The following is a 24,476-nucleotide window of genomic DNA, read 5'->3' on the forward strand; positions in this document are numbered from 1 at the left end:
CTCGCTGACGCTCGCTCACACGCGGAGCCTTCCGGGGTCAGTTGAACGGATGCCATACATCTTCCGTCCTTCTCGGTGTCGATTTGGCCTTGTCCCACCCGTCATCCCCGGTGACAGACTCACACCGAGACGAGAAGGGGAACCCACGATGACCAGATACATGGTGCTGCTGCCGACGAACGAGGCCTTCTGGGCCGAGTCGACGCCGGAGGAGAAGGCCGCCGGGTACGAGGTGCACGGCAAGTTCGCCAAGCTGCTCGCCGAGCGCGGCCACAAGGTCACCGGCGGCGCCGAGCTCCACCACTCCAGCAAGGCCAAGACGCTGCGCAAGCAGGGCGGCGAGGTGGTGATCACCGACGGCCCGTACGCCGAGACCGTCGAGCACGTGACCGGCTTCTACACGATCGAGACCGACGACGTCGCCGACATGCTCGAGTGCTGCAAGGTGCTCGCCGAGCTCGAGACGGCGCTCGAGGTCCGCGAGATCGTCGAGCACGGGGAGATGTGATGAGGTATCTCCTCCTTCTCGGCGGCCCCGACCACCACGCCCGCTGGGACGCCCTCGCCGAGGAGCAGAAGCAGGCCGCGTACGCCGACTTCGGTGCCTTCGCGAAGGCGGTCGCCGAGCGCGGCGAGCTGATCGACGGCGACGCCCTCCAGCCCGCCACCACGGCGCGGACCGTCCACGAGGACGGCGCCGTGACCGAGGGCCCGTTCGCGGAGTCGGTCGAGCAGCTGGGCGGCTACTACGTGATCGACGTGCCCTCGATCGACGACGCCGTGGCCCTGGCGAAGCTGCTGCCGAAGTACTTCGCCGTCGAGATCCGGCCCACCCAGGGAGTGCAGATCCGATGACCCGCTACTACCTGCTCATCCCCAACGTCGAGGCCGAGTGGCAGGCCAAGACGGAGGCGGAGAAGGATGCGCTGTTCGCCGTGCACGAGAAGTTCGCGGCGCTGCTCGCCGAGCGCGGCCACACCGTCCTGAAGGGCTACGGCGCCGCGCTCGCCGTTCCGTCGACGGCCGTGACCGTACGGTCCTCCGGGATCACCGACGGGCCGTACACCGAGACGGCAGAGCACCTGGCCGGGCTCTACGTCGTGGAGTCCGAGGACCGCGACGACCTGGCCGAGTGCTGCCGGCTGCTCGCCACGGTCGAGTCGGCGATCGAGATCCGGGCGACGGACTAGCCACGCGATGCTGGAGACGCTGCTGCGCGACGAGTGGGGCCGCCTGCTGGCCCTGCTCGTCGCGCAGTTCCGCCGTCTCGACCTGGCCGAGGAAGGCCTCGCCGACGCCTTCGAAGCGGCCGCCGCGCGCTGGCCGGTCGACGGCGAGCCGGACAACGGCCCCGCCTGGCTGCTCACGACCGCTCGCCGGCGGATCGTCGACCGGATGCGCTCGGAGGAGGTGCTGGCTCGCAAGATGCCGTTGCTCGTGGTCGACGCCGGGCTCACCCAGGAGGCCCAGCAGGTGATGGCCACGGTGCCGGCCGAGGCCGGCGGCGAGGCGGTCACCGACGACCGGCTGCGGCTGGTGCTGCTCTGCGCCCACCCGACGCTGTCTCGTGAGGCGGCCGCGGCGCTGACCCTCCGGCTGGTCCTCGGCGTCTCCACCGAGGACATCGGGCGGCTGTTCCTCCAGTCGAGGGCGACCATGGCGGCGCGGCTGACCCGGGCACGCAAGCGGCTCGCGGGCGCCTCCTTCGAGGTACCCACGGACCTCGCCGACCTGCGGGAACGGGTCGGCATCGTCGCCGAGGTCGCCTATCTCGCGTTCACGGCGGGCTATGCGCCCGGCACCGGCCCCGACGTCGTACGCAGCGACCTGGCCGGCGAGGCGATCCGGCTGGTCCGCGTGCTGCGGGCGGTGCTCCCGGCGCCGGACCCGGAGGTCGACGCTCTGCTCGCCCTGATGCTCCTGCAGCACTCGCGCCGGGACGCGCGGCTCGGGCCCGACGGGGGCCTGGTGCTGCTCCCCGACCAGGACCGGACCGCCTGGCGCCTGGAGGAGATCGCCGAGGCGCTCGCGATCCTCACCCCGCTCGCCCATGCGGCACCGGCGCCCTATCTGCTCCAGGCGCTGATCGCCGCGGAGCACGCGGTCGCGCCCAGCTCCGAGGCGACCGCGTGGGACCGCATCGTCGAGCGCTACGACGAGCTGCTCACGCTGCGCGACACCCCGGTCGTACGTCTCAACCGGGCCGTCGCGGTGGCCGAGGCCTCTGGCGCCGAGGCCGGACTGAAGGAGCTGGACTCGGTCGCCCTGCCGGGGCACCGGCTGCCTGCCGTACGTGCGCAGCTGCTGGAGCGGTCGGGACGCCACCGGGACGCGATCGAGGCCTACGAGGAGGCGATCGCGCTCTGCGCGCACGGCCCGGAGCGGGCCGATCTCGCCCGACGACGGGACGCTCTGCAAGGTTTTGCATCCCGACCGGTAGACGAGAACACGTTCTAGTTGCCACACTCGGTGCTGTGACCCCGATCACTCTTCCGGACATCATCGAGGCGATGGCCGACGCCGTCCCCGACCGCACCGCCGTGTTCACGATGGAACACGCCTACAGCTTCGCCGAGATCGACGAGCGCGCGAGCCGGCTGGCCAACCACCTCATCGCGCAGGGCATCGAGCCGGGCGACCACGTCGCCGTCCACTCCCGCAACCGGATCGAGTGGGTCGACGCCTTCTACGGGTGCATGAAGGCGCGGGCCGTGCCGATCAACATCAACCACAAGTACCTCCACGACGAGCTCGACCACCTCTACCGCAACTCCGACGCGGTGATGGCGATCATCGGTCCCGAGCACGTCGAGGCGGTCGCCGCGCTCGGGCTCGGGATCCCGACGCTGGTGCTGGGCGAGGAGTACGACGCCGCGGTCGCCGCCGCGTCCAAGGAGCGCCCCGACATCGAGCGCAGCCCCGACGACCGCTACGTCATCTACACCGGCGGCACCACCGGGATGCCGAAGGGCGTCGTGTGGCGCCAGGAGGACATCATCCGGGCCGCACTGAACGCGAGCCGGTTCGGAGCGCCCTTCGACACCGTCGAGCAGCTCGCCGAGGAGGCCGCCGCGCAGGAGACGCCGATGGTGCTGCTGGCCTGCGGCCCGATGATGCACGGCGGCAGCCAGTGGATCATGGGCAACGGCCATGTCGCCGGCTGCACGGTCTCGCTCTACACCGAGCCGGCCTGGTCGGCCGAGACGATCCTCGACCTCGTCCAGGCCGCCGGGGTCAACTCGCTCACCTTCCTCGGCGACGCCATGGGCCGGCCGGTCGCCGAGGCGATCCTGCGCGAGCCGGAGCGGTGGGACCTGAGCAGCCTGTTCGCCGTCTCGAACGGCGCCGCGCCGCTCTCCGCAGGCGTCCGCGCCCAGCTCCGGGAGGCGCTGCCGGGCCGCTACATCCTCGACTCCTACGGTGCCTCGGAGTCCGGGGCGACCGGCATGCAGGTCGACGAGGGCAAGGACGGCGCACAGGCCGCGCCGAAGTTCCAGGTCGGGATGGACGTCCAGGTCTTCGACACCGAGCTGAAGCCGTGCGCGCCGGGTGAGACCGGGATGCTCGCCCGCACCGGCTCGATCCCGCTGGGCTACTACAACGACCCGGTCAAGACCGCGGCGACGTTCAAGGAGGTCGACGGGCAGCGCTGGTCGATCCCGGGCGACTTCGCGCGACGCGAGGAGGACGGCTCGATCACCGTCCTGGGGCGCGGCTCGGGCTGCATCAACACCGGCGGCGAGAAGGTCTTCCCGGAGGAGGTCGAGGCGGTCCTGCTGCGTCACCCGGACGTCTTCGACACCGCGGTCGTCGGCACGCCGCACGAGCGCTGGGGCCAGCAGGTCACCGCGCTCGTGCAGCTCCGTGAGGGCGCCGCGACCTCGATCGACGCGCTCCGGGAGCACTGCCGCAGCCTGATCTCGGCCTACAAGGTGCCCAAGGACATCCTGCTCGTGGAGCGAGTCCCCCGCACGCCCGTGAGCAAGGTGGACTATCGTGCGAGCGCTACGGTCGCTACCGAGCTGCTCGAGGCGCGTACGTGACGACCGGCTGATCCGACGTACGGTTCGGTGCCGTACGGCCCTCTATCAACTGGAAGGCACATACGCCCTGTGTCCGCCGTGATCCCCCTCACACTGCCCGACATCCTGGAAGCGATGGCCGATGCGATCCCCGACCGCACCGCAGTCATCACCACCGAGCGCGCCTACACGTACGCCGAGATCGACGAGCGTGCCACGCGCCTGGCCAACCACCTGCTGAGCGTCGGCCTCGAGCCGGGTGCCCAGGTCGCCGTCCACGCGACCAACCGGATCGAATGGGTCGACGCCCTCTACGGGTGCCTCAAGGCCCGCACGATCCCGGTCAACATCAACCACGCCTACCGGCGCGACGAGCTCGCCAGGACGTACGCCGCCACCGACTGCGTCGCGGCCATCGTCTCCCCCGAGTTCACCGACGACCTCGACGAGCTCGAGCTGAAGCTGGACCACCGGGTCGTCCTCGGCCCGGACTACGACGCCAAGGTCGCCGCGGCGTCCAAGGAGCGGCCGACTGTCGGACGTACGCCCGGCGACTGGCACATCATCTTCACCACCGGCACCACCGGCACCCCGAAGGGTGCGGTCTGGCGCCAGGAGGACCTGATCTGGGCGGCGCTGAACACCGTCCGCCGCAACGCGCCGATCCCGTCGGTCGAGGGGCTCGCCGCGGAGGCGGCCGCCCGCGACTCGGGCGTCGTCCTGCTCGCCGGTGGACCGCTGCTGCACGGCCAGAGCCAGCTGCTGCTCCTGCGGGCGCTGGTCGCCGGCGGCACCGCGGTGCTCGACACCTCCGAGTCGTTCTCGGCCGAGGCGTTCCTCGACCTCGCCGAGAAGTCCGGTGCCACCGCGATCACCCTCCTCGGCGACGCCCAGGCGCGGCCGGTGGCGGCCGCGCGCCTCGTCGGCAAGAAGCGCTGGCCGCTGCACTCGCTGGCGGGCGTCTCCAACACCGCGGCACCGCTCTCCGACGGCGTCCTCGCCGTTCTGCGCAACGCGTTCGCCCGCCGGGTCATCGTCGACTCCTACGGCACCCTGGAGACCGGCGTCACCGGGTCCCGCGCCGACGACGGCTCGCCGCTCGCGCCCGGTGAGGCGCGGTTCATGGTGGGCCCGGAGGTGGAGGTCTTCAACCCCGACCTCACCCCGGCGGCTCCCGGCGTCGAGGGGCTGCTGGCCCGCTCCGGCCCGGCCGCGCTCGGCTACTACAAGGACAACGCCCGCTCGGCCACCGCGATCAAGCTGATCGACAACCGGCGCTGGACCTTCCCCGGCGACCTCGCCCGTCGCGAGGAGGACGGCTCGATCACGCTGCTCGGCCGGGCCGCGACGTTGGTGCGGACCGGTGATCTCGAGATCCACCCGGAGACGATCGAGGGCGTGCTCCTCGCCCACGACGACGTCGTCGACGCCGCCGTCTTCGGCATGCCCCACCCGCGCTGGGGCCAGCAGGTCGCGGCGCTGGTGCAGCTGACCCCGGGCTCCGAGATCGCCGCCGCCGACCTGCGCAAGCACGCCCGATCGGTGCTCGGGGACTCTCACGAGCCCAAGCTCGTCCTGCTGGTCGAGTCGGTGCCGCGTACGCCGGCGGGGACCGTCGACTACCGCGCCGCCACCGGCCTCACCGCCGACCTGCTCAGCACCGGCGGCAAGCGTACGGACGAGGCCGACCCCGAGTAGCCCGAGCCGGCGCGACTGTCCCGCCACCACACGCCGAGTCGGCGCAACTGTCCCAGCTGCTTGGGACAGTTGCGCCGACTCGGCGCGATTTTTCGGGACTGACGCGTCGGGTCAGGGCTGCCGGTCCGGGTCGTCGGGGGCAGGCGGCTCTTCCGCCTCGGGCGGGAGCTCGGGGAGGTGGTGGCCGAACGGGACCCGCTCGAGCTGGCCGAGGGCGGCCAGGACGGAGGGCAGCATCGCCTTGGCGGTGCGCTTGTAGCCCATCGCGCTGGGGTGGAAGTGGTCGATGGCGAACATCTCGTCGGGGTTCGTGATGAAGAACGGGCCGACGACGTCGGAGAGGGACACGACGTGTGCGCCCCGGGCCAGCGCGGTCTCACGCTGGCCGTCGGCCAGCTGCTTGGCGATCCTGCGCCCGAGCGAGCGCAGCGGCTGCGGCAGCGGCCGCACCGCACCGACGTCCGGGCAGGTTCCGACGACCACCTCGGCGCCGCGCTCGCGCAACGCGTCGATGACCTCACCGAGCACGCGGGTGGAGTCCTTCTGCGGCACCCGGTGGGTGACGTCGTTCCCGCCCACGATGACCACCGCGACGTCGGGCCGGTAGCTCTCCGGCAGCGACTCGAGCTGGGCCGGGACCATCGAGGTCTCGGCCCCGACCACCGCAGCCGTACGCAGCCGCACCGGCCGCTGCAGCGCCTTGGCCGTGCCCTTGGCCAGCCGGGCGCCGAGGGTTCCGCCCCTGGTCTCCGCGCCCAGTCCGGCGGCGATCGAGTCGCCGAGGATCAGGAGCTCAACCGGCGTACCTCCATAGGTCTTCTTGTAGACCTTGTCGGCGTCGATCGCCTCCTCGCCGAGAGGCTTGCCGATCACGTCGCGCGCGTGCGCCGCCTGTCTCTTCAGCAACGTCACGAACCCGGCACCGGCCGCCGCCCCGACCACGCCGATCGCGCCGGCGACTCCGGCGGTGGCGGCGACCATACCGAGCCACCTGGCCTCTTCACTCGTCTTCGCGCTGCTCACATCCCTTATCTGTAGCGCACGAGTGTGAACGCGAAGCCAACCTACGCCTGGGAGAGCCCGGCTTCCTCGAAGGCGTCGTAGTTGGGGGCGATGGTGGCGCGGGGGCCGACGATGCCGCTGACCGCGTCGAGGGTCTTGAGGCCGTGGCCGGTGTTGATGATCACCGTCTCCAGACTCGGGTCGAGCGCGCCGGTCTCGACGAGCTTCTTGGTGACCGCGAGGGTGGTGCCACCGGCGGTCTCGGTGAAGATGCCCTCGGTGCGGGCCAGGAGCACGATCGCCGCGCGGATCTCGTCGTCGGTGACCTCCTCGACCGCGCCGCCCGAGGAGCGGGTGGCGTCGAGGACGTAGATGCCGTCGGCCGGGTTGCCGATGGCCAGCGACTTGGCGATGGTGTCGGGCTTGACCGGGCGGATCGCGTCGACGCCGGCCTTGAACGCGGTCGCGACCGGGTTGCAGCCGGTCGCCTGGGCACCGAAGATCCGGTAGGGCTTCTCCTCGACCAGACCGAGCTTGATCAGCTCCTTGAAGGCCTTGTCGACCTTGGTCAGCTGGGATCCGGAGGCCACCGGGATGACGATCTGGTCGGGCAGGCGCCAGCCGAGCTGCTCGGCGATCTCGAAGCCGAGGGTCTTGGAGCCCTCGGCGTAGAAGGGACGTACGTTGACGTTCACGAACGCCCAGCCGTCCTCTTCCGCGGCGATCTCCTGGGCGAGCTTGTTGACGTCGTCGTAGTTGCCGTCGACGGCGATCAGGTTGTCGGTGAAGACGGCCGAGTTGACCTGCTTGGGCTGCTCGAGGTTGCTGGGGATGAAGACCGCGGTGGGGATCCCGGCACGGGCACCGGCAGCAGCAACGGCGTTGGCCAGGTTGCCGGTCGAGGGGCAGGCGAAGACCTTGGCGTCGAGCTCGCGGGCGGCGCTCAGCGCGCAGGCGACCACGCGGTCCTTGAACGAGTTGGTCGGGTTGGTCGAGTCGTCCTTCACCCAGATCTTCTCGACGCCGAGCTCACGCGCGAGGTTCTTCGCGTCCAGGAGCCGGGTGAAGCCGGGCTCGGTGTTGGGGCTCTGCTCGATGTCGTCGGGCACCGGCAGCAGCGCCTTGTAGCGCCAGATGTTGCGGGGTCCGGCCTCGATCTCCTCGCGGGTCACGGCCGGGAAGTCATAGGCCACCTCCAGTGGCCCGAAACACTCCGGACAGGCGTAGTGCGGACCGAGGTCGATCTGGTTGCCGCACTCCCGGCACGACAGCGCCGAGGCGTTGCCGAAAGCACCCTCGCGCAGGCCCTTCGTCTCCGTGGTCGCAGCGCTCATGAGAAACCTCCTCCTCATCTTCCCCGATCACGTCTCTCGCGCCGGGCCGGAATTAGCACCTGCTCCGCGCCCTGCCCGTGGTCGGGAGGAGGCTCGCGGTCGGTTGCCGGGACTTCACTGGGCCGTTCCCTCAGTCCCTCTCGATGAGCAGTAGCGATCGTACGGCAGGTATCCGGCGCCCCACACACTCGGGTTCCACTCCGCGGACCATCCGTCCGCTATCTGGACAAGCGGGCTCAGCGCGGACTACATGCGAGCTGCCCGCTCGATGCACGAGGCATCGAGCGGGCAGCATCCGGAACGATCCGGTCAGGCAGCGGCCACCGTGCTCTGCGCGGTGGTGTCTCCCTCGGCGGGCGCCAAGGCGCCGCGTACGACATCCCTGACATCGCTCACCAGGTTGATCTTCAGCGCCTGCTTCACGTCCTCCGGCACCTCGTCCAGGTCGGGCTCGTTGCGCTGGGGCACGAAGACCTCGGTCAGACCGGCCCGCTGGGCGGCGAGCAGCTTCTGCTTGAGGCCACCGATGGGCAGCACCCGGCCGGAGAGGGAGACCTCACCGGTCATGCCGACCTCGCTGCGCACCGGGCGACCGGTCGCGAGCGAAGTGAGCGCGGTGACCATCGTGATACCGGCGCTCGGGCCGTCCTTGGGCACCGCACCCGCGGGAACGTGGACGTGCAGCGTACGGTCGAGCACGGCCGGGTCGACGCCCAGCTCCGCGGCGTGCGAGCGGACGAAGGAGAGCGCGATCTGCGCGGACTCCTTCATCACGTCGCCGAGCTGACCGGTGATGTTCAGCCCGGTCTGCCCGTCGGACGCCGACGCCTCGATGAAGAGCACATCCCCACCGAGCCCGGTGACGGCGAGTCCGGTGGCGACCCCCGGGACCGACGTACGCTCCGCCGACTCCGGCGTGAACCGGGGCCGTCCGACGAGGTCCTTGAGGTTGTCCAGGTCGACCTCGACGTGCTCCGTGCCGGTGGCCAGCTTCGTCGCCGCCTTGCGCAGCGCCTTGGCGATGAGCCGCTCGAGCTGGCGTACGCCCGCCTCGCGGGTGTAGTTCGCGGCCAGCTCACGCAGCGCCTCGTCGGCGACCGTGACCTCCGCAGGCGTCACCGCGGCACGCTCGAGCTGCCGGGGCAGCAGGAAGTCGCGGGCGATGGCGACCTTGTCGTCCTCGGTGTAGCCGTCGATCGTGACCAGCTCCATCCGGTCCAGCAGCGCGCTCGGGATCTGCTCCACGACGTTGGCCGTGGCGATGAAGAGCACGTCGGAGAGGTCCAGGTCGAGCTCGAGGTAGTGGTCGCGGAAGGTGTGGTTCTGCGCCGGGTCGAGCACCTCCAGCAGCGCGGCCGCGGGGTCACCTCGGTAGTCGGAGCCGACCTTGTCGACCTCGTCGAGAAGCACGACCGGGTTCATCGAGCCGGCCTCCTTGATGGCCCGTACGATCCGGCCCGGAAGCGCGCCGACGTAGGTGCGCCGGTGACCGCGGATCTCGGCCTCGTCGCGGACACCACCCAGCGCGACCCGGACGAACTTCCGTCCGAGCGAGCGCGCCACCGACTCACCGAGCGAGGTCTTGCCGACTCCCGGAGGACCCGCCAGCAGCACCACGGCACCCGAGCCGCGGCCGCCGATGACCTGCAGGCCACGCTCGGCCCGCCGGGCCCTGACCGCCAGGTACTCGACGATGCGGTCCTTGACCTCCTCGAGGCCGTGGTGGTCGGCGTCGAGCACCTCACGAGCGGCGGTCACGTCGGTGGAGTCCTCGGTGACCACGCCCCAGGGCAGCTCCAGGACCGTGTCGAGCCAGGTGCGGATCCACGCGGTCTCCGGGTTCTGCTCGGAGCCACGCTCGAGCTTGTCGACCTCGCGCAGCGCGGCCTCGCGTACGGCCTCGGGGAGGTCGGCGGCCTCGACGCGGGCCCGGTAGTCCTCGGAGCCCTCGGGCTCGCCCTCACCGAGCTCCTTGCGGATCGCGGCGAGCTGCTGGCGCAGCAGGAACTCCCGCTGCGTCTTCTCCATGCCCTCGCGGACGTCCTCGGCGATCTTGTCGCTGACCTCGGACTCGGCGATGTGGTCCTTGGCCCAGGCGATCACCTTCTCGAGCCGCTCCTCGACGTCCGGCGTCTCGAGCAGCTCGCGCTTGGCCTCGTCGTCGAGGTAGGGCGCGTAGCCGGCGGTGTCGGCGATCTCGGACGGCTCGGTGAGCCGGTTGACCTGGTCGATGACCGGCCAGGCCTCACGGCGCTGCAGCACCGCGACGACCAGCCGCTTGTACTCCTCAGCCAGCTCCTTCGCGTGCTCCGTGGTGGTCTCGGTGGCGGGCTCGACCTCGACCCACAGCGCGGCGCCGGGTCCGGTCACGCCGGAGCCGATCTTCGCCCGGCCGACGGCCCTCAGCACCGCCGCGGGCTCACCGCCGCGGAAACGGCCGACGCGCTCGATCGTGGCGACAGCGCCGTACGTCGCGTACCGGTCCCCCAGCCGCGGCGCCACCAGCAGCCGGCTCTCCGAGCCGGCTCGGGCGGCATCGATGGCAGCCTGCGCGGCCTCGTCGAGCTCGATGGGCACGACCATCCCCGGCAGGACCACGGCATCCGAGACGAACAGCACAGGAAGCTTGTCCATGCGGACCCTCCTAGAAAGTTGAGTGATACTGGCTCAACTTCCGAGAGCAACCGGATGTTCCCTCCGGTTAGCGTGTTCGCTGTCAGCGGACGCTGTCGTCGGCCAACCGACGCAGCAGCCCCAGCACACCCTCCGGCCCGGCGACCTCGAGGTCGGCCAGCCCGGCGAGCGGGCCACGGTCGGGCCCGGCGTGGGAGTAGACGAGCAGCGTCGGCGACCCGGTGGTCTTTCCCCAGGCCTTGACGGCCTCGAACGCCTCGATGTCACCCAGGTCGTCACCGCCGAACAGGATCGCGCCCGGCTCGACCACCGAGATCAGCGTCTCGATGGCGTGGCCCTTGTGCATGCCGGGGGCGCGCACCTCGATGACCTGCTTGCCGGGCTCGATCATCAGCCCGTGCTCGGCAGCCAGCTCGGTCAACGGCGGGAGCAGGCGCGCGGCGACACCGTCCGGGTCGGGGAACCGACGGGTGTGGACCCCGACGGCCAGGCCCTTCTCCTCGATGTAGGCGTCCTGCGCCCCGTGCGCGGCGAGCACCGCCGGCAGCGCCTCCTCGAAGGCACCCAGCCCCTCGGGCGGCGGCGGTCCGACGACGACCCGGTCCGAGCCGCTCCAGCGCTCGTTGCCGTACTGCCCGAAGACATAGAGCTCCTTGCCCAGCTCCGCGAGCCCGTCGGCGATCGCGGCCAGCCCGCCGAGCTCGACGACCTGTCCGGCCGGGCGGCCGGTGACGATGGCGATCGCCTTCACCCGGGACGCGAGCGCGATCAGGGCCGAGGCCGCGTCCGGATGGATCCGGGCCGAGGCGGGATCCTCGACGATCGGCGAGAGCGTGCCGTCGAAGTCGAGACCGATGAGGGTCTCGGCGGCGGCAGCCGCCACCGCGGCGTACTTCTGCTCTCCTGAAGTGGCATCAGGCTGGAGTTCGGCCATGCCTCAACTGTGACACGGCAACGACCTTCGGGCCGACCGGGAATGCGGGGCCGTGCGGCAGATCACACACCGTCGAGAACGGCCGGGAACCGTCAGAGGGGACCGGTCAGGACGACCGTCAGCCGGTCGCCCTTCATCGAGCCCTCCACCGACAGATGGGTGCGTTTGATGCCGAGGTCGTCGGCGAGCTGCTCACCCTCACGCTTCATCTTCTGCGGGAAGTAGACGGTGTTCTCCGGGACGGAGCCCACCCAGTTGTCCTCGCCGACGACGTTCCAGCCGACCGTGGTCGCCTTCGCCGCGACGTCACTGGCCAGGCCGCCGATGTTGGACTGGTTGTAGACCTCGACGCTGACCTTGGCACGGTCGACGGGCGAAGGCTCGGCCTTGGCCGGCTTCTTCGCCTCGGTCTTGGCCGGCTTCGGCGATGCGGATGCCGAGGCAGAAGGGCTGCCACCGGCCTGGGCGATCTTCTCGTCCCGGTCGTCCCCGTCGCCCCCGGTGACCCAGAAGACGATCACCGCGACGACGACGGCCACCACGCTCAGCGCGATGACGGGCGTCGGGAGCGCGACGCCACGCTCCCCCTTCGAAGGACGTACGCTGCCGGTCATTCAGACCTCGAAGCCCAGCCGTCTCGCCGAGCGCTGGCGCTGCCGGGCCGCGCGGAGCCGCCGCAGCCGGCGTACCAGCAGCGGGTCGGCCTCGAGGGCCTCCGGCTTGTCGATCAGGGCGTTGAGCACCTGGTAGTAGCGGGTGGCGGACATGTTGAACGCCTCGCGCACGGCAGCTTCCTTGGCGCCGGCGTACTTCCACCACTGGCGCTCGAAGTCAAGGATCTGCTTGTCGCGCTCACTGAGGCTCGAGGGGTCCTCGCCTGGGCCTGTGACCTGCACGTTTACAGCGCTCATTCCTCGTCCCCCGGTGTCGTCTGCATCTGGCCACAGACTAACGCGCCGAACTACACCGCTGTGGTTCACCCTCCGGCGTGTTACTCGACAGGTATTCCTGTGAGGGACCGCAGAGTACCCAGTGGAACGGCACCGCACCGAACCTGGCCCCGGTCCATTACAGTCGGAGATGTGCAGGCTGACCTGGTAATCGTGGCCAATCGGCTCCCCGTCGATCGAGTGGAGATGCCGGACGGCACGAAGGCGTGGCGCCGCTCGCCAGGAGGTCTGGTCAGCGCTCTCGAGCCGGTCCTCCGGGCCAACGACGGCGTCTGGATCGGCTGGCCCGGCGGCACCGACGAGGACCTCGAGCCGTTCGAGGACGACGGGCTCCACCTGCTGCCGATGACGATGAGCGCGCAGGACATCGAGGAGCACTACGAGGGCTTCTCCAACGGCACCCTGTGGCCGCTCTACCACGACGTCGTGGCCAAGCCGGAGTTCCACCGGGAGTGGTGGGACGGCTACCAGCGGGTCAACAAGCGCTTCGCCGAGAAGTGCGCCGAGGTGGCCGCCAAGGGCGCCACCGTCTGGGTCCAGGACTACCAGCTCCAGCTGGTCCCGCAGATGCTCCGCGAGCTCCGCCCCGACCTGCGCATCGGCTTCTACCTGCACATCCCGTTCCCGCCGGCCGAGCTCTTCCAGCAGGTTCCCTGGCGAAGACAGCTGCTCGAGGGCCTGCTCGGTGCCGACCTGGTCGGCTTCCAGCTTCCGCAGGCGGCCCAGAACTTCGTCCGCCTGGTGCGCCAGCGCGTCGGCCACAAGACCCACCGTGACCTGGTCTACCTCCCCGACGGGCGCACCGTGCACGCGGCCGCCTTCCCGATCTCGATCGACTTCATCGGCTTCGACGAGATGGCCCACGACGAGGGCGTCAACCAGCGCGCCAAGGAGATCCGCCAGCAGCTCGGCGACCCGAAGAAGATCATGCTCGGCGTCGACCGGCTCGACTACACCAAGGGCATCTACGCCAGGCTGCGCGCCTTCGGCGAGCTGCTGCGCGACACCAAGCTCGACGTCGAGGACGTCATCTTCGTCCAGGTCGCGGTGCCCTCGCGCGAGCGCGTCGAGCAGTACCGCAAGCTCCGCGACGACATCGACCGCCTCGTCGGCCGCCTCAACGGCGACCTGGGGCGCATCGGCCGCCCGGCCATCTCCTACCTCCACACGAGTCTCCCCCGCGCCGAGATGGCCGCCCTCTACCGCGCCGCCGACATCATGGTCGTCACCCCCTACCGCGACGGCATGAACCTGGTCGCGAAGGAGTACGTCGCCTGCCGCTACGAGGACGACGGCGCCCTCGTGCTCTCCGAGTTCGCCGGTGCAGCCGAGGAGCTGCGCCAGGCCTGGCTGGTGAACCCCTACGACATCAACGGGATGAAGGCCGCCCTGCTCGAGGCCTACGAGGCCGAGCCGAAGGAGCTCACCCGCCGGATGAGGGCGATGCGCAAGCAGGTCGCCGCCCGGGACGTACGCCACTGGGCCGACACCTTCCTCGAGGAGCTCGCCGCGGTGCCGGGCAACCACAACAAGAGCGTCCTTCCGCCCAACAGCCACTGACCGCGACGCACCGACCCCGCTCAGGTGGCTAGAGTCGACGCGTGACCACCAACTCTGACCCGATCAGGTGGGGAATTCTCGGCACCGGCCGGATCGCCCACTCCCTCGCCACCGACCTGATGCTCGTCCCCGACGGCCGACTCGTCGCCGTGGGCTCACGGAGCAAGGAGTCCGCGGAGACGTTCGCGAAGGAGTACGCCGCCGCCGACGGCCCGGTCCGCGCGCACGGCTCCTACGAGGAGCTGGCCGCCGACGAGGACGTCGACGTCGTCTACGTCGCCTCTCCCCACTCCCACCACCTCGAGCACGCCAGCCTCGTGCTCAACGCGGGCAAGCACGTGCTGTGCGAGAAGGCGCTGACGCTCAACGCCGCCGACTCGCAGACGATGGTCGACCTGGCCACCTCCAAGAAGCTGTTCCTCATGGAAGCCATGTGGATGGCGACCAACCCGATCATCCGGCGCCTCGTGGCCGACGTGAAGTCGGGCCGCTTCGGCGTCCCCCGTCACGTGCACGCCGAGCTCGGCTTCGTCGCCGACCCCGAGCGGCACCAGCGGCTCCTCGACCCGGCCCTCGGCGCCAGCGCGCTGCTCGACATGGGCATCTACCCGCTCACCTTCGCCCACCTGCTCTTCGGCGAGGCCCGCTCGCTGACCGCCCAGGCCAACCTGGGCAAGGGCGCCGACGGCGGCACCTTCGACCTCGACCTGGTGATGACCGGGAAGTACGCCGGCAACGAGCTCTCCACCATGGTCTCCTCGGTCACCTCCTACTCGTCCCGGGCAGCCGCCATCGCCACCGACCAGGGCCGGATCGAGCTGACCGACTTCCACCACCCGTCCTCGGCGGTCTTCAAGCCCGCCAACGGTGACGAGCCCGTCGAGATCGTCGGTGACGAGCCCGTGATCGGCGCTGCGTACGGCAACGAGATCGTCGAGGTGCAGCGCTGTCTGCGCGAGGGTCTGCTGGAGTCCCCGCTGGTGCCGCACAGCCAGACGCTCAGCCTGATGCGCCAGATGGACATGATCCGCGAGTCCATCGGCGCCCGCTTCGCCGACGAGTCCTGAGGCTCAGGCGGTCGTCGGCTTCTCGTTGAAGGTGCGGTGCGGGTGCACGATGTCGAGCAGCTCGCCGACCAGCTCCGGGCCGAGGGCACCCCAGGGGTCCTTGTAGCCGTAGACGCCGGCGAGGGTGCGTGACTCGTAGTCGCCGTTCATGACCTCGATGTCGTGGGGCGTGATCAGTCCGGGGTGGGCGACACCGACGGCGGCGGAGACCTTCGTCAGCTCCCTGCGCAGGGTACGCAGGTAGCTGGCGCAGCGCTCCCCCTTGTCATACGGGTCCAGTCCGCCGGAGAGCCATTTGCTCTGGGTCGCGACGCCGGTCGGGCAGGTGTCCTCGTGGCACTTCTGGGCCTGGATGCAGCCGATCGACATCATCGCCTCGCGGCCGACGTTGATCATGTCGGCGCCGAGCGCGAAGGCGACGGCGGCGTTCTCCGGCAGGCCGAGCTTGGCCGACCCGATGAAGGTGACCGAGTCGGTCAGGCCGAGCTCGGCGAAGGTGCCGTAGACCCGGGAGAAGCCGATCCGGTAGGGCATCGCGACCGCGTCGGAGAAGATCAGCGGCGCGGCGCCGGTGCCGCCCTCGCCGCCGTCGACGGTGACGAAGTCGACACCCCGCTCTCCCGTCCGCATCCTGGCGGCGAGCTCCCGCCAGAAGTCCATCTCGCCGACCGCGGACTTGATGCCGACCGGCAGCCCGGTCTCGGCAGCGAGCATCTCGACGAAGTCGAGCATCGAGTCGACGTCGTGGAAGGCCGAGTGCCGAGACGGCGACGCGCAGTCCTTGCCGGCCTCGATGCCGCGGATCGCGGCGATCTCCGGGGTCACCTTGGCCGCGGGTAGCAGCCCGCCGAGCCCCGGCTTCGCGCCCTGGGAGAGCTTGATCTCGATGGCCTTGACCGGCGCCGTGGCGACCCGCTCCTTGAGCCGGTCGATCGAGAAGCTGCCGTCGGCGTCGCGGCACCCGAAGTAGGCCGTGCCGATCTGCATCACCAGGTCGGCGCCACCCGCGAGGTGGTAGGGCGAGATGCCGCCCTCGCCGGTGTTGTGCATCGCGCCGGCCTTGAACGCACCCCGGTTGAGCGCCGTGATCGCCGGCCCGGACAACGACCCGAACGACATCGCCGAGATGTTGACCACCGACTCCGGTCGGAACGCCTTCGCGCGCCCGCGCGGGCCTCCGAGCACCTTCGCGGACGGGAGCCTGGCGGCCCGGTCGTGGTCGTCGGGAAGGCTGTCGGCGAACGTACGGTGCTTGATGTGGATGTGGCCCTGCGTGTGCTCGATGTCGTTGTCGGTGCCGAAGCCGAAGTAGTTGTTCTGCTCCTTGGACGAGGCGTACACCCAGCGGCGCTGGTCGCGGCTGAAGGGTCGCTCCTCGTCGTTGTCGGCGACGATGTACTGCCGCAGCTCCGGCCCGATCTTCTCCATCAGATAGCGCGCGTGCCCGATCACCGGGAAGTTCCGCAGGATCGCGTGCTTGCGCTGGGTCAGGTCGCGCGCGGCGACCACGGCCGCGGCGACCGCCGCGCCCCCGAGGAGGGTCGACATCTTCATGTACGTCTTCCTACCGGCCCGCCACGGCGTTGTAAACGTCCGTGGCGGTGTCGGCAGGCGTCGCTCAGGCGAACTCGGGAAGGACCTGGGACTCGAAGAGCTCGATCGAGGAGCGGTCGTAGGCGGCGTCGCCGAAGTAGGTGATGGCGTACGTCATCCCCAGCTCCTCCATCGACTTCAGCTTCTCCACGATCTGCTCGGGCGTGCCGACGAGCCCCTGGCTGCCGCTGCGGCGGGCGTGCTCCGCGCCGGCGGCCTCCCCGAGCGACGTGGTGAGGTGGTCGGCGTACCAGTCGATCTTGTCCTGGGCGTCCTTCTCGGTCTCACCGATGAAGACGTTGTAGTTGGCGGAGCGGGTGATCTCGGAGAAGTCGCGGCCGAGCTTCTCGCAGTGCGCCGCGAGGATGTCCGACTTGGCCTTGAAGGTCTCCGGGTCGCCGGCGAAGTTGGTGTAGTCGGCGTACTGAGCGGCGATCTTCAAGGTCACCTTCTCGCCACCGCCGGCGATCCACAGCGGGATCCCGGAACGGCCCTTCTGGATCGGCAGCGGCTGACAGATGGCGCCGTCGACCTGGTAGTACTTCCCGTCGAGGGACGAGACGCCCTTGGTCCAGGCCTGCTGGAAGATCTGGACGCCCTCGCGGAGCATCCCGAGCCGGTCGCGCGCCTCCGGGAAGCCGTAGCCGTAGGCCCGCCACTCGTGCTCGTACCAGCCCGCGCCGATGCCCATCTCGATCCGGCCGCCGCTGACGTGGTCGGCGGTCGCGGCGACCTTCGCCAGGTAGGCGGGGTTGCGGTAGGACATGCAGGAGCACATCTGGCCGAGCCGCACCCGTGAGGTGACCGCGCCGAGGCCGGCCATCAGGGTCCAGGCCTCGTGCGTCGCCTGGTCCGAGGGCTCCGGGGTGGTGTGGAAGTGGTCGTAGACCCAGATCGACTCCCAGCTCCCGCCATCGGCGTGGAGTGCCAGGTCCTTCATCGTGGTCCACTGGTCTGCCGGGTCGATACCGACGAGGTCAAAGCGCCATCCCTGCGGGATGAAGAGTCCGAACTTCATACACCACAACCTATCCAGGGTCCCTGGGCGTGGCGAACGATATGTTGAGGGAATGAGCGCACTCGCCGGACTCGTGGACAAGGGCCTGATGGCTGCCGACTGGGCCGAGGCGCTGGCGCCGGCCGAGCCGCAGATCGAGCAGATGGGCCGTTTCCTGCGCGAGGAGCTGGCGGCCAGGCGTCCCTACCTTCCCGACGGCGACCGCATCTTCAACGCCTTCCGGCGCCCGCTGCGGGACGTACGCGTCCTGATCGTCGGCCAGGACCCCTACCCGACCATCGGGCACCCGATCGGGCTCAGCTTCGCCGTCGAGAAGGACGTACGTCCCCTGCCGGCGTCGCTGCGGAACATCTACGCCGAGCTCGCCACCGACCTCGACCTGAAGATGCCCGAGCACGGCGACCTCTCGACCTGGGCCGACCGCGGGGTGATGCTGCTCAACACCTCGCTGACGGTGCGGCCCGGCGCGCCCGCCTCCCACTCGAAGAAGGGCTGGGAGGAGGTCACCGGGCGGGCGATCGACGTCCTGGGCCGCCGCGGCGGACCCCTGGTCGCCATCCTGTGGGGCCGGCACGCGCAGAACCTCGAGCCGCGGCTCAACGGGGTGCCCGCGATCAAGTCCGTCCACCCCTCGCCGCTCTCCGCCCGTCGCGGGTTCTTCGGCTCGCGGCCGTTCTCCCGCGCCAACGCCCTCCTGGTCGAACAGGGCGGATCCCCGGTCGACTGGTCCCTTCCGGACTAGGCTCTGTCGGATCAGGGTCAGGCGCATCGACCCATCGGCGCGGTGAACGGGGGTCACGTGGGCGAGAACACGAACGAGCCGACGCTGTCGGTGCCACGCCGGCTCAAGATCGCCGGCACCATCGTCGTCGTCCTGCTGGCGGCCTGGGCCGCCGTGCTGGGCGTCCGGGCGGTGCTCGACGGAGCAGGTCCCCCGGAGTACCCCGCCACCGAGGTGCGCGACTGGGCGACCTTCGCCGACCACCTCGTCCTGGGCACCGCCGACCCTGACGACGCAGGGCGGCTCGACGTGACGACCGTCCTGTGGAGCCGGCAGGGAGCCCACCCGATCGGTCGCCGGATCACCGTCGAGGCCGAGATGACCGAGGGCGAGGCGTACGCCGTGCCGGTGGCCTGGCTCGACGACGGCGGCAGCGACGGGCGCTGGGTCGCGCTGGCGCCCGATGCGGTCCTGCCCCTCGACGGCGGCCGGATCACCGACGGCGGTGAGACCTGGGCCGACGAGCACACCGGGGAGTCGCCCCGCAGGCTGGCCACCGAGCTCTACGAGACCGGGCCCTACCCGGCCGCGGTCCCCCACCTCTACGAGAGCCTCGAGCAGAGACTCGCCGCTGTTGACCGGTAGGTAAGATTTCAGGCGTGAGCCAGGATTCCCCCACGCGGCCCCAACGCGCCAACTGGCTACGGGCCGGCATTTGGTCGCTCGGATTCGTCGCTCTGCTGTGGGTGCTCGAAGCCACCGACTACGTCAGCGGCCACCAGCTCGACACCCTCGGCATCCAGCCGCGCACCGACGCCGGCCTGCTCGGCATCGTGTTCGCCCCGGTGCTCCACTTCGGCTGGGCCCATCTCTACGGCAACACCCTGCCCGCGCTCATCCTCGGGTTCCTGGTGCTCGCCTCGGGCGTCGGCCGCGGGATCGTGGCGACGCTCATCATCTGGGTGGTCGGCGGCGTCGGCGTCTGGCTGATGTCGCCTCCGGGCAGCATCACCGCGGGCACCTCGATGCTGATCTTCGGCTGGCTGGTCTACCTGATCATGCGGGGCCTTTTCAGCCACCGCATCGGCCAGATCATCATCGGCGTACTCATCTTCCTGGCCTACGGCAGCCTGCTCCTCGGTGTGCTCCCCGGACAGACCGGCGTCTCCTGGCAGGGTCACCTCTTCGGCGCGATCGGCGGCGCGCTGGCGGCCTGGCTGCTCAACGACCCGCCCAAGAAGCAGGCCCAGAGCAAGGCCCAGAAGAAGGCCGCCTGAGCCGACTGGTGGAGACTGGGCCCATGCAGATCCTCTCCATCCAGTCGCACGTGGCCTTCGGCTACGTCGGCAACTCGGCGGCCGTCTTCCCGATCCAGCGCCTCGGTCACGAGGTCTGGCCGGTGCTCACGGTCAACTTCTCCAACCACACCGGCTACGGCGAGTGGCGCGGGCCCGTCGTCGCCGCCGACCAGGTCGCCGAGGTCATCGAGGGGATCTCCGAGCGCGACGGTCTCTCCACCGTGTCCGCCGTGCTGTCGGGCTACCAGGGCGACCCGGCCGTCGGCGCGATCGTCCTGGACTCCGTACGCCGCGTGAAGGCGCTCAACCCGCGGGCCCTCTACTGCTGCGACCCGGTGATGGGCGACGTCGGGCGCGGGATGTTCGTCCGAGAGGGCATCCCGGAGTTCATGCGCGACGAGGTCGTGCCCGCCGCCGACGTGATCACGCCCAACCACTTCGAGCTGAACTTCCTGGCCGGCCTCGAGTCGACCGACACGCTCCAGGAGGTGCTCGCCGCCGTCGACATCGTCCGCGAGTCCGGCCCGTCGAACGTGCTGGTGACCTCGGTGATCACCAAGGACCCGACCCACCTCGACCTGGTCGCGGTCTCCGACGAGGGCGCCTGGTCGGTCACCACTCCTCTGCTCCCGATCTCCCCCAACGGCGGTGGCGACGTCACCGCGGCGGTCTACCTCTCCCACCTGCTCTCGACCGGCTCCACCCCGGCCGCCCTCGGCCGCACCGCGAACACCCTCTTCGCCATCCTCGACCGGACCTTGAAGTCGGGCCGCCGGGAGCTCGAGCTCGTCGCCTCCCAGGACGACATCGCCAACCCGCCGACGACGTACGAGGTCACCCAGCTCCGCTGAGGCAAGTAGTGGATGGAGCCGGTGACAGGAGTCGAACCCGCGACATTTCGCTTACAAGGCGAACGCTCTACCAACTGAGCTACACCGGCATGCCGTACGTCTCCGCGACGGCGGGACAATCGTAGCCAGTCACCTCCCGTTGTGCGCATCCGACGCCCCTACCCCGGCGCACGAAGGTGGGCGAAGTTGGTGGTCCGCCGGAGGGCGAAGCCGAGGGAGCGGTAGAGCCGGATGGCGTTCTCGTTGGTGCCGCTGGCGTGCAGGAGGGCGCGCTCGCCGCGCTGGTCGATGCCGTACGTCACCGCCCGCACGAGCCTTCCGGCGAGCCCCTGCCCACGGAAGGCGGCGTCGGTGCAGACCGCGCTGATCTCGGTCCAGCCGAGGGGGTGGTTGCGCTCTCCGGCCATCGCGACGAGGCGACCACCGGCGCGGATGCCGAGATAGGTGCCCATCTCGATCGTGCGCGGCTCGAACGGACCGGGCTGGGTGCGCGCGACCAGGTCGAGGATCTCCGGGACGTCCTCCGGGCCCAGGACGGCGACGTCGGCATCGGGCACGGCGACGACTCCGGCATCGACCATCTGCACACCTTCGCCGCCGCCGAGGATCTCCCACCCGACGGGCGGGCGCACCGGCCGCGACGAGGTGAAGAAGCAGGTCCCGGCCGGCCCGAGGAGCCGGGCGAGGTCGGCCCAGGCCTGCGGCGAGTCCTCGGCGATGCCGGCGAACGCGGCGACCTGCGGGTCGTAGCGCGCCGCCAGTCCGGAGATCTCCCCGAGATGCCGGTTGGGCCCGACGAGGGACTCCCAGACGATGTTGTCCAGCACATGGCCGGAGCCTGTCTCAGCAATCGGTCGCGCGTCAGTGGTCACGCGCGGCACCCTATTCTCTAGCAACTCGCTAGACATTATGTGTTTTGTCTGGCGGTCCCCCAGAGACCCGAGGATGCCATGACCACCACCGCCACTCCGGCCACGGCCGCGGCCGATCCGCCGGCGCCACCAGAAGATCCGTTGGCCACGAGGAGGGTCGCGCCACGCCGCCGCTACGGCCGCTGGCTCGTCACCGCGATCGTCCTCGCCCTCACCGTCGAGGCGGTGCGCGCGCTCGCGGCCAACCCGGCCTACCAGTGGGACCGGATCTCCTACTACTTCACCCTCGACGTGGTCCTCGACGCGCTGCTGGTCACCCTCGAGGTGACCGCGGTCAGCGCGGTCGTGGGCTTCGTCGGCGGCGTGGTCCTGGCCCTCGGCCGGATGTCGGGCAACCCGCTGGTCAACGCCCTGAGCTGGTTCTACATCTGGTTCTTCCGGTCGCTGCCCCTGGTCGTACTGCTCATCATCATCTTCAACGCCTCCCTCTTCTTCCCGCAGATCGGGATCAACGTCCCGTTCGGGCCGAGCCTGGTCTCCTATGACGTCGAGGGTCTGCTGGTGCCGTTCGTGGCGGCGGTCGTCGGGCTCAGCCTCAACGAGGCGGCCTTCGCCGCCGAGATCATCCGCGGCGGTCTGCTCTCCGTGGACCACGGTCAGATCGAGGCGGCCAACGCGCTCGGCCTCTCCCCGTGGCGACGCCTGCGCCAGGTGGTCCTCCCCCAAGCCCTGCGCAGCATCGTCCCCGGCTACGTCAACCAGCTGATCGGCCTGGTCAAGGCCTCCTCGCTGGTCTACTACGTCTCCCTCGTCGACCTCTTCGGCATCGTCTACCAGCTCGAGAGCACCCACGTGAGCGACAAGGTGGCCGTCCTGCTGGTCGGCACCGCCTGGTACCTCCTCATCGCCGCCGTCCTCTCCGTCCTCCAGCACTACGTCGAGCGTCACTACTCCCGCGGCTGGGAGGTCCGCTCATGACCGCCACCAAGGAGACCGCCGAGAAGACCACCGAGGGCGTACGCGTCCGCAACGCGCACAAGTCCTTCGGCCCCCACCCGGTCCTGAAGGGCATCGACCTCGACCTGGCTCCGGGGACGGTGACGGTCGTCATCGGGCCGTCCGGATCGGGCAAGTCCACGCTGCTGCGTACGCTCAACCACCTCGAGACGCTCGACCTGGGCTACGTCTCGGTGGCCGGTGAGCTGATCGGCGTACGCGAGCACAACGGCCGCCTCCACGAGCTCAGCCCACGGCACGTGCGTAGGCAGCGCGCCCGGATCGGGTTCGTCGCTCAGAGCTTCAACCTCTTCCCCCACCTCACCGTCGCCGCCAACGTCGCCGAACCGCTGCTCGCGCACAAGGTCGCCGGCTGGGATGCGGCCTACACGAAGGCGTACGAGCTGCTGGACCGGGTCGGGCTGAAGCACCGCTGCACCGACTATCCCCGCCAGCTCTCCGGCGGTCAGCAGCAGCGGGTGGCGATCGCCCGCGCCCTGGCCCTCGAGCCCGAGCTGCTGCTCTTCGACGAGCCCACCTCCGCCCTCGACCCCGAGCTGGTCGGCGAGGTGCTCGCCGTCATCAAGGAGCTCGCCCGGAGCGGAAGGACGCTGGTCGTCGTCTCCCACGAGATCGGCTTCGCACGTGACGTCGCCGACCACGTCGTGTTCATCGACGGCGGCGTCGTGGTCGAGCAGGGCCCGCCGGCCCAGGTGCTCGACCACCCCCAGCACGCTCGCACCCGCGAGTTTCTCGGCAAGGTCCGCCAACCCACCACCTAGGAGAAGAACAGCCATGTCCGACGACACCAAGACCGATCCCGACAACAAGACCGAACCCGACAACAAGACCGCACCCGACAAGACCGACCCCGACCCCACCTCGGAGAAGCCCGAGACCCCCGGGATCCCGCCACGCCGCCGGACCCCGTTGATCATCGCGGCCGTCGCGATCATCGCCGTGATCGCCGTCATCGCCGCCGTCGTGCTCGGCGGCGGGGCCGACGAGGAGACCGCGACAGAGTCCGGAGATGTGACCGAGGTCAAGATCGGCGAGGTGGCCGGCGCGGCCGCGAAGCCGACCACCATCGAGGTCCCGGTCGTCGACGAGATCCGGGAGAAGGTGCCGCAGGAGATCCTCGACCGCGGCACCCTCGAGATCGGCCAGGGCGCACTGCCGGCCGGGTTCCCGCCCCTCGCCTTCGTCGGCACCGACAACAAGACGCTCACCGGAGCCGAACCCGACCTCTCCCGCCTCATCGCGGCCGTCTTCGGCCTGAAGCCGGAGCTCAACAACGCGACCTGGCAGAACCTCTTCGTCGGCCTCGACGCCGGCACCAGCGACGTCGCGATCTCCAACGTGACCGACACCGAGGAGCGCAAGCAGAAGTACGACTTCGCGTCCTACCGCCAGGACAACCTGGGCTTCGCCACGGTCGGCACCTCGACCTGGGAGTTCGGCGGCGACTACCGCACGCTCGACGGCCTGAAGGTCGCCGTCGGCTCGGGCACGAACCAGGAGAAGATCCTGCTGGAGTGGCAGGCGAAGCTGAAGGCCGAGGGCAAGAAGCTGGACGTCACGTACTTCCCCGACAACCCGGCCACCTGGACCGCCCTCGAGTCCGGTCAGATCGACGCGTACTTCGGACCCAACCCGGGCATCGCCTACCAGATCGCCGGGACCGGCGACACCTTCCGCAACGCCGGCACGTTCTCCGGTGCGGGCGAGTCGCTGCAGGGTCTGATCGCGGCGACCACCAAGAAGGACAGCGGGCTGGTCGAGGCGCTGGCCGACGCGATCAACTACCTGATCGAGAACGGTCAGTACGCCACCTGGCTGGAGACCTACGGCCTGTCGAACGAGGCCGTGGAGAAGTCCGAGATCAACCCGCCCGGCCTGCCACTGGAGAACCAGTGACACGCTGAG

The 24,476-nt window shown here is 70.1% G+C and carries 24 protein-coding genes, 1 tRNA gene and 1 riboswitch; of the genes, 15 read left to right on the top strand and 10 right to left on the bottom strand.

Features of this window, described 5'->3' with window-relative positions; all coding sequences use genetic code 11:
* Positions 1–148: 148 nt before the first annotated feature.
* From ACWZJV_RS10135 to ACWZJV_RS10160, 6 genes are all read left to right on the top strand, one after another.
* On the top strand, positions 149–508 hold the full coding sequence (locus ACWZJV_RS10135) for a YciI family protein (protein ID WP_196872773.1): 360 nt from the start codon (positions 149–151) through the stop codon (positions 506–508).
* A complete protein-coding gene (locus ACWZJV_RS10140) occupies positions 508–855 on the top strand; it encodes a YciI family protein (RefSeq protein ID WP_457181335.1) in 348 nt (115 codons plus the stop codon). The genes ACWZJV_RS10135 and ACWZJV_RS10140 overlap by 1 nt, the downstream gene beginning before the upstream one ends.
* Entirely contained in the window at positions 852–1,190 is a 339-nt protein-coding gene (locus tag ACWZJV_RS10145; RefSeq protein ID WP_008360842.1) for a YciI family protein, read from the top strand. Before ACWZJV_RS10140 ends, ACWZJV_RS10145 begins: the two co-directional genes overlap by 4 nt.
* A 7-nt stretch (positions 1,191–1,197) precedes the next feature.
* On the top strand, positions 1,198–2,457 hold the full coding sequence (locus ACWZJV_RS10150) for an RNA polymerase sigma factor (RefSeq protein WP_457181337.1): 1,260 nt from the start codon (positions 1,198–1,200) through the stop codon (positions 2,455–2,457).
* A gap of 17 nt (positions 2,458–2,474) precedes the next feature.
* Entirely contained in the window at positions 2,475–4,043 is a 1,569-nt protein-coding gene (locus tag ACWZJV_RS10155; protein WP_196872770.1) for an AMP-binding protein, read from the top strand.
* Between the two features lie 78 nt (positions 4,044–4,121).
* Complete coding sequence (locus ACWZJV_RS10160; RefSeq protein WP_457181340.1) at positions 4,122–5,720, top strand: AMP-binding protein; 1,599 nt, start codon at positions 4,122–4,124, stop codon at positions 5,718–5,720.
* A 111-nt stretch (positions 5,721–5,831) separates the two neighbouring features.
* On the opposite strand, the gene ACWZJV_RS10165 is transcribed toward ACWZJV_RS10160, so the two are convergent.
* From ACWZJV_RS10165 to ACWZJV_RS10190, 6 genes are all read right to left on the bottom strand, one after another.
* Positions 5,832–6,743 carry an SGNH/GDSL hydrolase family protein gene (locus tag ACWZJV_RS10165; protein WP_457181342.1) on the bottom strand — a complete coding sequence of 304 codons (912 nt, stop codon included), beginning with the start codon at positions 6,741–6,743 and terminating at the stop codon, positions 5,832–5,834.
* Between the two features lie 41 nt (positions 6,744–6,784).
* Positions 6,785–8,056, bottom strand: a complete 1,272-nt coding sequence (gene thrC, locus ACWZJV_RS10170; protein WP_008360838.1) for a threonine synthase — start codon at positions 8,054–8,056, stop codon at positions 6,785–6,787.
* Positions 8,057–8,067: 11 nt separating this feature from the next.
* A riboswitch (SAM riboswitch) is annotated at positions 8,068–8,206 on the bottom strand.
* A 159-nt stretch (positions 8,207–8,365) separates the two neighbouring features.
* The gene (lon, locus tag ACWZJV_RS10175) at positions 8,366–10,690 is read right to left on the bottom strand and encodes an endopeptidase La (protein ID WP_457181344.1); all 2,325 of its coding nucleotides are present in this window, start codon (positions 10,688–10,690) and stop codon (positions 8,366–8,368) included.
* A gap of 82 nt (positions 10,691–10,772) precedes the next feature.
* Positions 10,773–11,624, bottom strand: a complete 852-nt coding sequence (locus ACWZJV_RS10180; protein WP_008360836.1) for a trehalose-phosphatase — start codon at positions 11,622–11,624, stop codon at positions 10,773–10,775.
* A gap of 92 nt (positions 11,625–11,716) precedes the next feature.
* Complete coding sequence (locus tag ACWZJV_RS10185; RefSeq protein ID WP_457181346.1) at positions 11,717–12,238, bottom strand: LytR C-terminal domain-containing protein; 522 nt, start codon at positions 12,236–12,238, stop codon at positions 11,717–11,719.
* Positions 12,239–12,535, bottom strand: a complete 297-nt coding sequence (locus ACWZJV_RS10190) for a DUF3263 domain-containing protein (protein ID WP_008360832.1) — start codon at positions 12,533–12,535, stop codon at positions 12,239–12,241.
* Between the two features lie 156 nt (positions 12,536–12,691).
* Here ACWZJV_RS10190 and ACWZJV_RS10195 point away from each other — a divergent pair, with 156 nt between their 5' ends.
* Complete coding sequence (locus ACWZJV_RS10195; RefSeq protein WP_457181942.1) at positions 12,692–14,134, top strand: alpha,alpha-trehalose-phosphate synthase (UDP-forming); 1,443 nt, start codon at positions 12,692–12,694, stop codon at positions 14,132–14,134.
* Between the two features lie 41 nt (positions 14,135–14,175).
* Complete coding sequence (locus ACWZJV_RS10200; RefSeq protein WP_196872765.1) at positions 14,176–15,201, top strand: Gfo/Idh/MocA family protein; 1,026 nt, start codon at positions 14,176–14,178, stop codon at positions 15,199–15,201.
* Positions 15,202–15,204: 3 nt separating this feature from the next.
* On the opposite strand, the gene ACWZJV_RS10205 is transcribed toward ACWZJV_RS10200, so the two are convergent.
* Both ACWZJV_RS10205 and ACWZJV_RS10210 read right to left on the bottom strand, forming a co-directional pair.
* Positions 15,205–16,755 (bottom strand): FMN-binding glutamate synthase family protein, encoded by a 1,551-nt coding sequence (locus tag ACWZJV_RS10205; protein WP_457181349.1) that lies wholly within the window; start codon positions 16,753–16,755, stop codon positions 15,205–15,207.
* Positions 16,756–16,819: 64 nt separating this feature from the next.
* Complete coding sequence (locus tag ACWZJV_RS10210; protein WP_196872763.1) at positions 16,820–17,812, bottom strand: LLM class F420-dependent oxidoreductase; 993 nt, start codon at positions 17,810–17,812, stop codon at positions 16,820–16,822.
* 52 nt (positions 17,813–17,864) lie between these two features.
* Between ACWZJV_RS10210 and ACWZJV_RS10215 the strand changes: the two genes are divergently transcribed.
* The 4 genes from ACWZJV_RS10215 to pdxY are packed head-to-tail and all read left to right on the top strand — an operon-like array spanning position 17,865 to position 20,682.
* Positions 17,865–18,554, top strand: coding sequence for a uracil-DNA glycosylase (locus ACWZJV_RS10215; RefSeq protein WP_196872762.1), 690 nt, complete (start codon positions 17,865–17,867; stop codon positions 18,552–18,554).
* A 57-nt stretch (positions 18,555–18,611) separates the two neighbouring features.
* Positions 18,612–19,178 (top strand): hypothetical protein, encoded by a 567-nt coding sequence (locus ACWZJV_RS10220; protein WP_008360818.1) that lies wholly within the window; start codon positions 18,612–18,614, stop codon positions 19,176–19,178.
* 14 nt (positions 19,179–19,192) lie between these two features.
* Positions 19,193–19,810 (top strand): rhomboid family intramembrane serine protease, encoded by a 618-nt coding sequence (locus tag ACWZJV_RS10225; RefSeq protein ID WP_008360816.1) that lies wholly within the window; start codon positions 19,193–19,195, stop codon positions 19,808–19,810.
* A gap of 23 nt (positions 19,811–19,833) precedes the next feature.
* On the top strand, positions 19,834–20,682 hold the full coding sequence (pdxY, locus tag ACWZJV_RS10230; protein ID WP_400467121.1) for a pyridoxal kinase PdxY: 849 nt from the start codon (positions 19,834–19,836) through the stop codon (positions 20,680–20,682).
* A 13-nt stretch (positions 20,683–20,695) separates the two neighbouring features.
* On the opposite strand, the gene ACWZJV_RS10235 is transcribed toward pdxY, so the two are convergent.
* Positions 20,696–20,771, bottom strand: a tRNA-Thr gene (locus ACWZJV_RS10235).
* A gap of 69 nt (positions 20,772–20,840) precedes the next feature.
* Positions 20,841–21,554: a GNAT family N-acetyltransferase gene (locus ACWZJV_RS10240; RefSeq protein WP_457181350.1), complete on the bottom strand. Its 714-nt coding sequence runs from the start codon at positions 21,552–21,554 to the stop codon at positions 20,841–20,843.
* 78 nt (positions 21,555–21,632) lie between these two features.
* Between ACWZJV_RS10240 and ACWZJV_RS10245 the strand changes: the two genes are divergently transcribed.
* The 3 genes from ACWZJV_RS10245 to ACWZJV_RS10255 are packed head-to-tail and all read left to right on the top strand — an operon-like array spanning position 21,633 to position 24,467.
* Complete coding sequence (locus tag ACWZJV_RS10245) at positions 21,633–22,532, top strand: amino acid ABC transporter permease (RefSeq protein WP_457181351.1); 900 nt, start codon at positions 21,633–21,635, stop codon at positions 22,530–22,532.
* Entirely contained in the window at positions 22,529–23,332 is an 804-nt protein-coding gene (locus ACWZJV_RS10250) for an amino acid ABC transporter ATP-binding protein (RefSeq protein ID WP_457181352.1), read from the top strand. Before ACWZJV_RS10245 ends, ACWZJV_RS10250 begins: the two co-directional genes overlap by 4 nt.
* Before the next feature lie 13 nt (positions 23,333–23,345).
* Positions 23,346–24,467, top strand: coding sequence for an ABC transporter substrate-binding protein (locus ACWZJV_RS10255; protein ID WP_457181353.1), 1,122 nt, complete (start codon positions 23,346–23,348; stop codon positions 24,465–24,467).
* The last annotated feature ends 9 nt before the right edge of the window (positions 24,468–24,476 follow it).

Source organism: Nocardioides sp. WG-D5, from assembly GCF_054031175.1.